Here is an 11,513-nt window from a genome sequence, read left to right on the forward strand (position 1 = left end):
CACGCGCTTTGTCCCCGTTCGACGCCGACGGCGGGCGGGGCCTGCAACGCCAGGCTCCCCGGACACGCTGAAGTAACCCCCTCCAGCCCAGTCCCGCTCGATCGCCCCCCGCCGCCGCATCGGTCGCTGGCCATGCGCCCTTTCCCTGCAACGAGGTGAKATCAGGATATGGGCGCTTTGAAGGGGTGAGCACAGACCCGGGTCGAGAAAGTTCAGGGCGTTGAAATCGCGGGGGTTTGTTTGCTGAACGCCGAGCATAAGCGCCCTTGCCCCCTCCCTCTCCCCTCCGGGAGAGGGTGAAAGGAGGGCGTTCCATCGCCCCGGCTCGCAAGGGACGACGTAGACAACAGCGCAGGAGTTCGAACTTGAATCGTTTCGTCGTGATCTCCGGCTGCTCCAGCGGCGGCAAGTCTACCCTGCTGGACGAGCTGAAGCGGCGCGGCCTCGCCGTGGTCGAGGAGCCCGGCCGGCGGATCGTGCGGGCGGAACTGACCGGCGACGGCGCGGCCTTGCCATGGGTCGACGCGGCGGCGTTCGCGCAGCGAGCCGTGGCTATGGCGCTGGCTGATCGGGACGAGGCCGAGCGCCTGGATGGCTGGGTGTTCTTCGACCGGGGCCTGGTCGACGCGGCGGCCGCCCTGGAGCATGCGACGGGCGAGGCCGTGCTGCAGCGGCTGGGCCGCGCCCATCGCTATCACCGACAGGTGTTCCTGACGCCGCCCTGGCCGGAGATCTATGTCAACGACCCCGAGCGGCCCCACGGGTTCGAGGCGGCACGGGCGGAGTATGGGCGGTTGCTGGAGGCCTATGCGGCGCTGGACTACGCGGTCTCGATCCTGCCCAAGATCGACGTCGCCGCGCGCGCCGACGTCCTGCTGGAGGTGTTGGAGGTCTAGGAAGCGCTGGGGACACGCGCGCGTGTCCCCAGCCGTGCCAGCCGACGTCTATTCGCCCTTCAACTGGCGATCGAAGAACTCCAGGTGCGTCTTCAGCACGTGCAGGCCCTTGGTCTTGCTGCCGGGCGCGCTGTGGCGCTCGCCCGGATAGAGCATCATCTCGAACGGGATGGCGTTCTTCTGCATCGCCGCGATCAGGCGGGTGCTGTTTTCGAAGATGACGTTGTCGTCGGCCATGCCGTGCAGCAGCAGCAGGCTGTCCGGCTTCAGGTTCTTCAGACGATTGAGCGCGTCGGAATTGGCGTAGCCTTCCTTATTCTCGTCCGGCTTGCCCATGAACTGCTCGGTGTAGTGGGTGTCGTAGAGGCCCCACTCGGTCGGCGGCGCGCCGGCCGCGCCCGCCTTGAACGGGGTGTCCGGCGCGGTCAGCAGCATCAGGGTCATGAACCCGCCGTACGACCAGCCCATCACGCCCAGCTTGTCGGCGTCGACATAGGGCAGGCCCGCCAGGAACTTGGCGCCGGCCAGCTGGTCCTCGACCTCGACCGTGCCCATGCGGCGGTCCAGGGCGCGCTTGAACTTGGCGGAGCGGTTGCTGCTGCCGCGGTTGTCCAGCTTGAAGATGACGTAGCCGTCCTCGAGATAGGGCCGCTCGCCGACCTTCTGCCAGGACCGACTGACGGTCTGGGCGTGCGGGCCGCCATAGACCGAGACGATGGCCGGATACTTCTTGGCCGGGTCGAAGCCGACCGGCTTGAGGATCTCGTAGTTCAGCACCTCGCCGTCGGACGCCTTCAGCGTGCCGTACTCCGGAACGGGCAAGGTGGCGGCGTAGGGGCCGTAGGGGTGGCTGGCGTCGAGCTTGTTCTCCTCGATCCAGCGCACGCGCTTGCCCGTGGCGTCATAGAGCGCGGTCTGGGGCGGGGTCTTGGGATCGCTGTAGCCGGCCGTGAAGGCGTTGCCCGCCTCGGCGACCTTGGCGGTCCACCAGCCGCCGGCCGGGGTCAGGGCCTTGGGCTTGCCGGGTTTGGCGTAGCTGACCTCGTAGATTCGGCGTTCCAGCGGGGTGTCGATCGAGGCGGAGAAGATCGCGATCTTGCGAGCTTCGTCGACGCCTTCCAGCGCGGTGATCGGCCAGTCGCCCTGGGTGACCTGGGCGATCAGCTTGCCGCCGGCGGCGTAGTGGTAGAGGTGGTTGTAGCCCGACTTCTCGGACGACCACAGGAAGCTGCCGTCCTTCAGCGGATGGAAGTCGTCGTTCAGCTCGATCCAGTGGGCGTCGGTCTCGGTCAGGATCGTCTTGCCCCCAACCATCTGATTGGAGCCCTTGGCCGGGTCGTAGGCGATCAGCTCGACGGTCTTCTGGTCGCGGGTCTGGCGCTGGACGTACAGGGTCTTGCCGTCGGCCGACCAGTCGACGCGGGCGACATAGATGTCCTTGTTGGGGCCCAGGTCGATCTGCACGACCTTGCCGGTGGCCAGGTCCTGGACGAACAGGTCGACCACGGCGTTCGGGCGGCCGGCGCGCGGATAGCGCTGCTCGACCACCGTGGCGCCGCCCGGACCGATGTCGGCGCGCGGGATCACGTCGACGGTGCTCTCGTCGACGCGGGTGTAGGCGATGCTGGTTTCGGCGGGGTTCCACCAGTAGCCGGTGAAGCGGTCCATTTCCTCCTGGGCGACGAACTCGGCCGTGCCGAACGACAGGGCGTCCTTGCCCTCGGTCGTCAGGGCCTTCTCGGCGTCGCCGGTCGCCCCCCGATTTAGGGGCTTGATGTAGAGGTTCTGGTCGCGGACGTAGGAGACGAAGCCGCCCTTGGGCGAGACCTTGGCGTCGACCTCGTCGCCGGGGGTCTGGGTCAGGCGGCTGACCTTGCCGTCGGCGACGCTGTCCAGATAGAGGTCGCCGTCCAGCGGCACCAGGATGAAGCGGCCTTCCTTGTCCCAGCTGTATTCGACGATGCCGCGGGCCGAGACGCGGGCGCGTTCACGTCGGGCCTTCTCGGCTTCCGACAGTTCCTTGCCGCCGGCCGACAGGGCCGCCGAGTCGATCAGGCGATAGGGCTCGCCGCCCTTGATGTCGGCCGCCCACAGGTCCTGGACGTTGGCCGCCTCGGCCTTGCCCTTCAGATAGGTGACGCGCTTGCCGTCCGGCGACAGGGCCACGCCCTTGGCGGTGGGACCGTTCAAGGCCGGGTCGGCGAAGATCCGCTCCGGGGTCAGTTTTTCCGCCAACACAGGCGACGACAGGGCGAGGCAGGCCGCGATGGCCAGGAGCGAGGGTCTGATCATGGCGCGGGACGCTATCGGCGAGCGTGACTGTTGTCAGCAGGGAAGTTTGGCTCGCCCTTGTCGTGGCCGCAGGTGCGTCAGCTCGCCGCGCCTCGATGGAATCGCTTGCAATGACACCGGTGTTAGCGGTAACAGCTCGTCCGTGAGGCGCCGAGCGCCTCTGCCCTTCCTGGGCGTTTCCTCCCTAATGACTTCAAGCCCGGTCTTTTTGGCCGGGCTTTCTTTTTGGGCGCGACCCTGGCGGAGCGCATGAAAAAAGGGCCGGAGGTTTCCCTCCGGCCCTTCGCTTCGTCAGTGACGCCGCGGTCCTAGAACCGCTTGCGGATCGTCACGTAGCCCTGGCGCGGGGCGCCCGGCAGCAGGGTCATGGCCGTGCCGCCCGGGTCGGCCTTGGCCGCGCCGCCCGAACCCACCGTCGAGATGTAGTCCTCGTCGGTCAGGTTGGTGATGTTGGCCTGAACCTCCAGGCCGCGCAGCCAGGCGTTGTCGCCGCCGTCGAAGCGGTAGCCCACCGTCAGGTCGGCCACCGTGAAGCCCTCGACGTTGCCGCCGTCGTTCTCGAACGTGTACCAGCGCGAGCTGGTGTAGCTGACGCCGAGATTGGCGAAGAGGCCCGGGCCGTTGTCGTAGCCCAGGACGGCCTTGAACAGATGCTTGGGCGTGAAGACCACGTCCTTGTCCTTGGTGTGCATCGCTACCGCGCCGCCGGCGCCGGGGACGTCGTCCTGGTAGACGGAGTCGTTGTAGGCGTAGGAGCCGTACAGCGACCAGGCGTCGGTCAGGCGGTACTGGCCGGCCAGCTCGATCCCCTTGGTCTCGACCGCGCCGACGTTCGACAGAACGGCCGGCAGGCCCAGGATCGGCGGAGCCGTGCTGGCGCTGTCCAGGCGGTTCTCGAAGTCGACGTGATAGACCGCCGCCACGCCTTGGAAGCGGTCGGTCTTGAGGCGGACGCCGCCTTCGAAGGTCTTGGAGGTCTCGGGCTCGAGGTTGTCGCGGATGTAGTCGACGACGGTCTGGTTCTGCGAGGCGAACGGACCCGAGGTCGCGGCCGACACGAAGGCGGCCATGTTCTCGGTGTAGCCGGCGAAGAACTCCACGCCGTTGTTCAGGCTATAGACGGCGCCGACCTGGGGCAGGAAGCTGTCCTTGGACTCGATCTTGCCGTTCACCGCGCCGACGATCGACTTGACCTCGTTCTCGACCTTCAGGGCCTTGAAGCCGAAATTGACCTTCAGGGCGTCGGTCACGGTCCAGACGTCCTGGATGTAGCCGGTCGTGGTCTTGGTGTTGAACTTGTATTCCCACGAGGTCAGGAACGGGTTGGACTGGAAGTCCAGCGGGTCGCGCGACGGGGAAGACAGGGTCTCGGCGTAGAACCGGCGAGCCTGGTGGAAATCGTTGTCCTCGGTCCAGAAGCCGGCGCTGATCGCGTGGCCGCCCAGATCGACATAGACGTTGCCGATCAGACCCTTGCGATCGATGTCGTATTCGGTGGTGCGGATCGACAGCGGGGCGGCGTTCGATCCGGCCGTGCCGTAGCCGGGGCTGACCGTGTAGGGCGTGTACCACAGGCCCTGGCCTTCGTTCTTGTGGCCGTAGCCGGTCAGGTCGAAGCGGGCCATTTCGCCCAGGTCGTGCTTCAGCGTGACGGCGTAGATGTCGTCGTCGCGGATGCCGGCGCCGGCGTAATAGGCGTCGTCAGGCGTGGCCACGCCGTACTGGGCGTAGGGGTTGGTCCCCACGCCGGTCCAGTAGCCGCCGTTCAGGATCGGGTTCGGGCCCGCGTAGTTGGCCGGGTTGTTCAGCACCGTGGCGACGCCGACGGCCTTGTTCCAGTCGGGCTGGAAGTTGTCCCAGTCGCGGCCCAGGCGCTTGATCATGTCGAACGACATGTCCTGGTAGTCCTGCTCGCGGCGCTCGGAGTGGTTATAGAACGCGGTCAGCGAGCCGGTCTCGCCCAGGGGCAGCACGACCTTGGCGTCGAACTGGCGCTGCTTCTGCTCGCTGCCGCCCTTCCACTTGTCGGCCTTCTGGTCGACGCCCGAGATGTAGGCGCGCAGGCCGCCCAGGCTTTCGATCGCGCCGGTGTCGATGCGGCCGAACACCCGGTACATCGAGTCCGAACCGACCGTGGCGTTGGTCTGGACGTGGAACTCGCGCGACGGGTCGCGGGTGAAGAACTGCAGCGTGCCGCCCAGGTTCGAGGTCGAGGCGGTCGACAGCGAGCCGGCGCCCTGGGCCAGCTCGACCTTGCCCAGGTCTTCGCTGGTGACGGCGCGGCTGATGTGCAAGCCGTTGTAGTTGCCGTAGCTCATGTCGCCCAGCGGCACGCCGTCCAGCGTGAAGCCCAGGCGGCTCTGGTCGAAGCCGCGGATGGCGACGCGGGTCGACCACTCGTAGGCGCCGAACGCGTCGGCCGACTGGAAGCTGACGCCCGGCAGTTTCTCGATCGCGCGCAGCGGGCTGGAACCGGCGGCCAGGACTTCGATCTGGGTGGTGGTGATCGTCTGGACCTGGCGGCTCTGGCCCTGGCCCAGCACGATGACGGCGTCGACTTCGTTGGCGTCCGCCGGAGCGGCGTCGGCGGGGGCCGCGGCGGGCGCGGTTTCGGCGGCCAGGGCCAGGAGCGGCGTGGCCGACAGCAGGGCGCACAAGGCCCCGCCCAGCATCAGGTGTCGTTTCATGATTTGAATCCCCACGCCGGCGCTCAAGGGGAGCGGCGCCGGCTTAGTGATCTGCGGTAACAGTGCTCGGCGACAGAGTTTCGACAGTTCCATGTCAGGTTGCGGACGGTCCGGCGACGGCCGGATGACAGGCTGTCGCACCGCCGCGAGCCCCCTGCGCATTGCGGAATCCCGCCCCGAAGGCTATCTGAGCGCCCGACCCCTGATCCCCAAGATCTTCCCCGATCTGACCAGCGAGAACCAACGCCCCCCATGGCTCAGCAATATATTTTCCAGATGCAAGGCCTGACCAAGGCCTATCCCGGCGGCAAGAAGGTCTTCGAGAACATCTGGCTGTCGTTCTACTCCGACGCCAAGATCGGCGTCGTGGGCGTTAACGGCTCGGGTAAGTCGACCCTGCTGAAGGTGATGGCCGGGATCGACAAGGAATTCTCGGGCGAGGCCAAGGCCGCCGACGGCATCCGCCGCGGTTACCTCCCGCAGGAGCCGGTGCTGGACCCTACGCTCGACGTCTGGGGCAACGTCATCGCCGACTGCGAGGACAAGCAGATCTTCGACCGCTACAACGCGGCCGCCAACAAGCTCGGCGAGGAATATTCCGACGAGCTGATGGAGGAGATGACCAAGCTCCAGGAGATCATCGACGCCCGCGACCTGTGGGACATCGACTCCAAGGTCGAGATGGCCATCGACGCGCTGCGCTGCCCGCCCAACGACGCCAACATCGACAGCCTGTCGGGCGGTGAGAAGCGCCGCATCGCCCTGGCGCGCCTACTGCTCAGCAAGCCCGACATCATGCTGCTGGACGAACCGACCAACCACCTGGACGCCGAGTCGGTGGCCTGGCTGCAGCATCACCTGGAAAACTTCCCGGGCTGCGTGATCCTGGTCACCCACGATCGCTACTTCCTGGATCAGGTCACCAAGTGGACGCTCGAGCTCGATCGCGGCAAGGGCATCCCCTACGAAGGCAACTATTCCGGCTGGCTGGAGCAGAAGACCAAGCGCGTCGTGCAGGAGCAGTCGGAGTCCGACAGCCGCCAGCGCGCGCTGACCCGCGAACTGGAATGGGTCCGCAGCTCGCCCAAGGCCCGTCAGTCCAAGTCCAAGGCCCGCCTGGCGAGCTACGAGGAAATGGTTTCGGCGCAGGAGAACGCCCGCGCCGCCCAGACCCAGGCCCACATCCAGATCCCGCCCGGCCCGCGCCTGGGCAACCTGGTGCTGGAAGTCTCAGGCCTGGAAAAGGAATACGGCGACAAGGTGCTGTTCAAGGACCTGTCGTTCAAGCTGCCGCCCAACGGCATCGTCGGCGTCATCGGCCCGAACGGCGCCGGCAAGTCGACGCTGTTCAAGCTGATCACCGGCCGCGAGCAGCCCGACCAGGGCACGGTCAAGGTCGGCGAAACCGTCAAGCTGTCGTATGTCGACCAGAGCCGCGACGCTCTGGATCCGAACAAGACCATCTGGCAGGAAGTCTCGGGCGGCACCGACGTGATGGTCGTCGGCAAGCGCGAGATCAACAGCCGCGCCTATGTCGGCAGCTTCAACTTCAAGGGCGCCGACCAGCAGAAGAAGGTCGGCCTGCTGTCGGGCGGTGAGCGCAACCGCGTCCACCTGGCCAAGACCCTGGCGACCGGCGGCAACCTGCTGCTGCTCGACGAACCGACCAACGACCTGGACATCGAAACCTTGCAGGCCCTGGAAGAGGCCCTGGAAGAGTTCGCCGGCTGCGCCGTGGTCATCAGCCACGATCGCTGGTTCCTGGACCGCCTGGCGACCCACATCCTGGCCTTCGAGGGCGACAGCCACGTCGAATGGTTCGAAGGCAACTTCGAGATGTACGAGGAAGACAAGAAGCGCCGCCTGGGCGCCGACAGTCTGATCCCCAAGCGCATCAAGTTCCAGAAGTTCGCCCGCTAGTGTAAGGTGCGGGGCATGAGCGATCTCCTGTCCCGCATCACCATCGAAGACGGCAAGCGCGGCGGACGCCCCTGCATCCGCCACATGCGCATCACCGTGGGCGACATCCTGGGCTGGCTCGCGGGCGGGATGTCCGAGGCTGAAATCCTCGCCGACTACGAGGAACTCGAGGCGGACGACATTCGGGCCAGTCTCACCTACGCGGCGCAGGAGCTCGACCACGCTTCGGTGACCGTCGCCGCTTGAAGTTTCTGATCGATCAGAACCTGCCTGTCGGCCTGACGGAGGTGCTGAGCGCTCTTGGGCACGAGGCGCTTCACGTCAAGCAACTGGGCCTGTCCATGGCTTCGGATCAGTTGATCTGGCGTACGGCGGAATCGCTCGGGGCCGTGATCGTGAGCAAGGACAGCGATTTCATTGGTTTTGTCGCGCGGGGCGCGGCCGGAACGGCGCTCGTCAGGTTGCGAGTCGGAAACTGCGCCAACGCTGCGCTCTATGATATCGTGCGCCGCGCCTGGGCGGGTGTCGTCGATCGGTTGACGGAAGGCGAATTCGTCGTCGAGGTTCGCATCTAACCAGTTGATTTTCCTGTCGAACACGAGGCGGAGCGGCCTGCGAGGGCCGCCCCGTTTTCGTTGGTCCTACTTCGGTTCGGTCGGCGCGCCGGGCGTCGTGGTCGAGCCGGGGAGGTTCGAGCCCGGGGCCGGGGTCGAGGATTCCGGCATGGTCGGCGGCGTGGAGGGCATGCTGGTCGAGGAGTCCGAGGGCATGCTGGTCGAAGCCGGCGGGTTCACCGAGGTGTCGGGCGCCGGGGTGGTCGTGGTGGTGGTCGTGGTCGACGTGGTGGCCGAGGTGTCGGCCGACATGCCGGTCGAGGCCGAGCCGCTCCACCAGTCCTTGCTGGCCCGTTCCTTGGGCGAGGCCTTCAGATAGGCGTCGAGCTGGGCGTAGGGGATCGGCTGCTTGGGGCTGGTCGAGGCCGTCGAGCCCTTGTGCGTACCGGCGGAAGCGCCGCCGGCGACAAGCATGGCCAGCGCGGCGCCGGCGGCGAGCGTTCTGATCATCATGGGATTCTCTCCAGAACTGGCGCGTCCACACTGATCGCGTCGCTTAGCAAAACCCCTCAGCGTGACCGCAGTTCACAGCTTGGCCTTTTCCGCGCGCGGAACCCGGGGCGCGCGCGGCGGGTTTCGCTGGCCGGTTCCTCGCCCGCGATCACTATTCCGGGACCCGGCGGGCAATGGCGTTCGCCAGGAACTGGAGTAGCTTGATCTGGCGAAACTGATCCCGATCTTTCAGGAACAGATCGCGGATGCGTGGCCTGCGTTGGCCGCGCGCGTTGTCCGGGATGGAGAAAAGCATGCCCCAAACGCCCGTCGAGAAGCCCCACATCGTCCTTTCGCACGAGATGCTGATGCCGCTGCAGCCGCTTCTCGAGGGGGCGTACCAGGTGCACCGGCTGTGGGACTATCCCGACCGCCTAGCGTTCCTGGACGGGCCGGGGCGACAGGTGCGGGCCATCGTCCACGCGGGCGAAATGGTCCTGACCAAGGACCTGCTGGTCGAGATGCCCCGGTTGGGCCTGATCGCTTGCGTCAGCGTCGGCTATGACGGCGTCGACGTGCCGTGGTGCAAGCAGCACGGCATCGCCGTCACCCACTCGACCGGCCTGAACGCCGCCGACGTCGCCGACCATGCCGTGGGCCTGGTGCTGGCCGCCTGGCGCGGCATCGTCGAGGGCGACCAGAAGCTGCGCAGCGGCCATTGGACCAGCATGGAGCGGATGAGTCCCCGCCACGGCCTGCGCGGCCGCAAGGCCGGCATCGTCGGCCTGGGCCATATCGGCGAGGCGGTGGCCCAGCGCCTGGAGGCCTTCGAGCTGAAGGTCTCGTGGTGGGCGCCGCGTCCCAAGGAGACCGAGCGTCCACGCGCCAAGAGCCTGCTCGACCTGGCCAAGGACAGCGACATCCTGGTGGTCTGCGCCCGTCCGGACGCCACCAACCGCCACATGATCAACCAGGCGGTCATCGAGGCGCTGGGGCCGCAGGGCCTGCTGGTCAATGTGGCGCGCGGCTCGCTCGTCGACGAGGACGCCCTGATCGCCGCCCTCAAGGACGGCCGGCTGGGCATGGCCGGGCTGGACGTGTTCGACCACGAGCCGACGCCCGCCGCGCGCTGGGCGGGCGTGCCGCACACCGTGCTGACGCCCCACACGGCCGGCGCCACGCTGGACAGCATCCCGGCCATGGTCGGGCTGACGGTCGAGAACCTGCGCCGGTTCTTCAAGGGCGAAGGCCTGGCTTCACCGGTCGACGCTTAGGCCGGAAAGGCCGCCGCGAACGGCTCCGGCGCCAACCGCAGACCGTTCGTCAGCAGGCTGACCGTCCGGTAGAAGCCGGCCAGCATCATCAGCTCGATCCGCGCCTCCTCGGCGAAGGCCTCCGACAGGCGAGCCCAAAGAGCGTCGTCGATGTCGGCCTTGGCGTTGACCGCATCGCAGAACGCGATCAGCAGGGCCTCGCGCGGCGTCCAGCAGGCGGCCACGCCCGGCGTCGTGGTGGCCGTCAGCCGCTCGGTGTCCAGTCCCGCCGCCTCGGCGAAGATCGCCGCGTGCACGCCCCACTCGTAGGCCGCGCCGTTCAGGGCGCAGATCCGGTGGATGACGATCTCGCGCTCGGCCAGGCCGAGATGGCCCTCGTCGAGCAGACCGCCGCCGGTGAAACGGGCGAACAGCCGCGCGTCGCGGGCCAGAGTGCGGAACAGCGACAGCGGCTGGTCGCCGGGCGTCTTCAGATGGTCGAGGGTTTCCTGGACGGCGGCGGGGTAGGGCGGTTTGGCGGGCGTGATACGGGCGGACATGGCGGTCTCCCTGAACGCACGAGGGCGTGCTACAGAATCTGTATCATGGCGAAATCCGAGTCCGCTACAGAAATTGAAGCGTCCGTCACGGCGCCGCTGCCGGGTGCGCCGGTGCGGGGTTCGACGACCGGTCGGCCGGTCATGGCGGCGCTGGACCTGATGGGTCGGCGCGGGGCGTTGCGGATCCTCTGGGAACTGCGCGACGGCGCGGTCCTGACCTTTCGCGCCTTGCAGGCGGCGGCCGAGCTGCCGCCGGGCACGTTGAACGCCCGCCTGGGCGAGCTGCGGGCGGCCGGGGTGGTCGACCAGGCCAGCGGCTATCGCCTGACCCCGCGCGGAGCCCAGCTGCTGGACGCCCTTGCGCCGCTGCAGGCCTGGTCGCAAGCTTGGGCCGAGGATCTGGGCGCGCACGATCCGTGCGCCGGGACGAGGGAGATCTAGATGGCCAAGGTGCTGGGCTTGGGCGGGGTGTTCTTCAAGGCGGAGGACCCCGACGCGGTCCGTGCCTGGTACGCCCGGGTGCTGGGCTTCGACGTGTCCGACTGGGGCGGGGTGATCTTCAAGCATCCGAAGGTCGGCGTCGCCAACTGGTCGCCGTTCGCCGCCGACACCCGCTACTTCGAGCCGTCGCAAGCGCCGTTCATGATCAACTACATCGTCGACGACCTGGACGGCGTGCTGGCCAAGGCGGCCGCCGAAGGCGTCGAGCCGACCGGGCGTCAGGACGAGGACATGGGGCGGTTCGCCTGGCTCATCGACCCGGCCGGGGTGAAGATTGAGCTTTGGGAGCCTTCCAAGGTATCTTCCGAGGCATAGTTTACCGCGCCGGCCCGCTTGAACGGGGATGCTTCGCGAGCGG

12 protein-coding genes and 2 pseudogenes are annotated in these 11,513 nt (G+C 67.4%); 8 read left to right on the forward strand and 6 right to left on the reverse strand.

The annotated features are described in order from the left end of the window. Window positions 1-71: 71 nt before the first annotated feature. Both AC1DMQ_RS24045 and AC1DMQ_RS24050 read left to right on the forward strand, forming a co-directional pair. A pseudogene (locus AC1DMQ_RS24045) lies at window positions 72-181 on the forward strand (hypothetical protein); the annotation flags it as partial. Window positions 182-365: 184 nt separating this feature from the next. Beyond that, window positions 366-896, forward strand: coding sequence for an AAA family ATPase (locus AC1DMQ_RS24050; protein ID WP_477036059.1), 531 nt, complete (start codon window positions 366-368; stop codon window positions 894-896). A 48-nt stretch (window positions 897-944) separates the two neighbouring features. On the opposite strand, the gene AC1DMQ_RS24055 is transcribed toward AC1DMQ_RS24050, so the two are convergent. Continuing rightward, the gene (locus tag AC1DMQ_RS24055) at window positions 945-3,188 is read right to left on the reverse strand and encodes a S9 family peptidase (RefSeq protein WP_477036060.1); all 2,244 of its coding nucleotides are present in this window, start codon (window positions 3,186-3,188) and stop codon (window positions 945-947) included. 308 nt (window positions 3,189-3,496) lie between these two features. Continuing rightward, window positions 3,497-5,875, reverse strand: coding sequence for a TonB-dependent receptor (locus tag AC1DMQ_RS24060; protein WP_477036061.1), 2,379 nt, complete (start codon window positions 5,873-5,875; stop codon window positions 3,497-3,499). Between the two features lie 252 nt (window positions 5,876-6,127). On the opposite strand from AC1DMQ_RS24060, the gene ettA reads away from it, so the two are divergent. The 3 genes from ettA to AC1DMQ_RS24075 are packed head-to-tail and all read left to right on the forward strand — an operon-like array spanning window position 6,128 to window position 8,370. Next, window positions 6,128-7,795: an energy-dependent translational throttle protein EttA gene (gene ettA, locus AC1DMQ_RS24065; protein ID WP_477036062.1), complete on the forward strand. Its 1,668-nt coding sequence runs from the start codon at window positions 6,128-6,130 to the stop codon at window positions 7,793-7,795. 15 nt (window positions 7,796-7,810) lie between these two features. Next, a complete protein-coding gene (locus AC1DMQ_RS24070) occupies window positions 7,811-8,041 on the forward strand; it encodes a DUF433 domain-containing protein (RefSeq protein ID WP_477036063.1) in 231 nt (76 codons plus the stop codon). Then, the gene (locus tag AC1DMQ_RS24075; RefSeq protein ID WP_477036064.1) at window positions 8,038-8,370 is read left to right on the forward strand and encodes a DUF5615 family PIN-like protein; all 333 of its coding nucleotides are present in this window, start codon (window positions 8,038-8,040) and stop codon (window positions 8,368-8,370) included. Before AC1DMQ_RS24070 ends, AC1DMQ_RS24075 begins: the two co-directional genes overlap by 4 nt. A 66-nt stretch (window positions 8,371-8,436) precedes the next feature. On the opposite strand, the gene AC1DMQ_RS24080 is transcribed toward AC1DMQ_RS24075, so the two are convergent. Beyond that, window positions 8,437-8,862, reverse strand: coding sequence for a hypothetical protein (locus AC1DMQ_RS24080; protein WP_477036065.1), 426 nt, complete (start codon window positions 8,860-8,862; stop codon window positions 8,437-8,439). A 151-nt stretch (window positions 8,863-9,013) separates the two neighbouring features. Beyond that, complete coding sequence (locus AC1DMQ_RS24085; protein WP_477036066.1) at window positions 9,014-9,157, reverse strand: hypothetical protein; 144 nt, start codon at window positions 9,155-9,157, stop codon at window positions 9,014-9,016. Here AC1DMQ_RS24085 and AC1DMQ_RS24090 point away from each other — a divergent pair. Next, entirely contained in the window at window positions 9,156-10,115 is a 960-nt protein-coding gene (locus AC1DMQ_RS24090) for a 2-hydroxyacid dehydrogenase (RefSeq protein ID WP_477036067.1), read from the forward strand. The genes AC1DMQ_RS24085 and AC1DMQ_RS24090 overlap by 2 nt on opposite strands. Here AC1DMQ_RS24090 and AC1DMQ_RS24095 read toward each other — a convergent pair. Beyond that, the gene (locus AC1DMQ_RS24095) at window positions 10,112-10,339 is read right to left on the reverse strand and encodes a carboxymuconolactone decarboxylase family protein (RefSeq protein WP_477036118.1); all 228 of its coding nucleotides are present in this window, start codon (window positions 10,337-10,339) and stop codon (window positions 10,112-10,114) included. The genes AC1DMQ_RS24090 and AC1DMQ_RS24095 overlap by 4 nt on opposite strands. Further along, window positions 10,319-10,654: pseudogene (locus AC1DMQ_RS24100) on the reverse strand (carboxymuconolactone decarboxylase family protein); the annotation flags it as partial. The pseudogene AC1DMQ_RS24100 and the gene AC1DMQ_RS24095, both read right to left, overlap by 21 nt. Window positions 10,655-10,699: 45 nt before the next feature. On the opposite strand from AC1DMQ_RS24100, the gene AC1DMQ_RS24105 reads away from it, so the two are divergent. Both AC1DMQ_RS24105 and AC1DMQ_RS24110 read left to right on the forward strand, forming a co-directional pair. After that, the gene (locus AC1DMQ_RS24105; RefSeq protein WP_477036068.1) at window positions 10,700-11,095 is read left to right on the forward strand and encodes a winged helix-turn-helix transcriptional regulator; all 396 of its coding nucleotides are present in this window, start codon (window positions 10,700-10,702) and stop codon (window positions 11,093-11,095) included. Next, on the forward strand, window positions 11,096-11,470 hold the full coding sequence (locus tag AC1DMQ_RS24110) for a VOC family protein (protein WP_477036069.1): 375 nt from the start codon (window positions 11,096-11,098) through the stop codon (window positions 11,468-11,470). Window positions 11,471-11,513 lie beyond the last annotated feature (43 nt).

This window comes from Caulobacter sp. 05L422 (assembly GCF_056397765.1).

Coding starts and splice junctions, on each gene's coding strand:
- AC1DMQ_RS24055 (WP_477036060.1), bottom strand. CDS start 3,188: ATGATCAGACCCTCGCTCCTGGCCATCGCGGCCTGCCTCGCCCTGTCG.
- AC1DMQ_RS24060 (WP_477036061.1), bottom strand. CDS start 5,875: ATGAAACGACACCTGATGCTGGGCGGGGCCTTGTGCGCCCTGCTGTCG.
- ettA (WP_477036062.1), top strand. CDS start 6,128: ATGGCTCAGCAATATATTTTCCAGATGCAAGGCCTGACCAAGGCCTAT.
- AC1DMQ_RS24070 (WP_477036063.1), top strand. CDS start 7,811: ATGAGCGATCTCCTGTCCCGCATCACCATCGAAGACGGCAAGCGCGGC.
- AC1DMQ_RS24080 (WP_477036065.1), bottom strand. CDS start 8,862: ATGATGATCAGAACGCTCGCCGCCGGCGCCGCGCTGGCCATGCTTGTC.
- AC1DMQ_RS24090 (WP_477036067.1), top strand. CDS start 9,156: ATGCCCCAAACGCCCGTCGAGAAGCCCCACATCGTCCTTTCGCACGAG.
- AC1DMQ_RS24085 (WP_477036066.1), bottom strand. CDS start 9,157: ATGCTTTTCTCCATCCCGGACAACGCGCGCGGCCAACGCAGGCCACGC.
- AC1DMQ_RS24105 (WP_477036068.1), top strand. CDS start 10,700: ATGGCGAAATCCGAGTCCGCTACAGAAATTGAAGCGTCCGTCACGGCG.
- AC1DMQ_RS24110 (WP_477036069.1), top strand. CDS start 11,096: ATGGCCAAGGTGCTGGGCTTGGGCGGGGTGTTCTTCAAGGCGGAGGAC.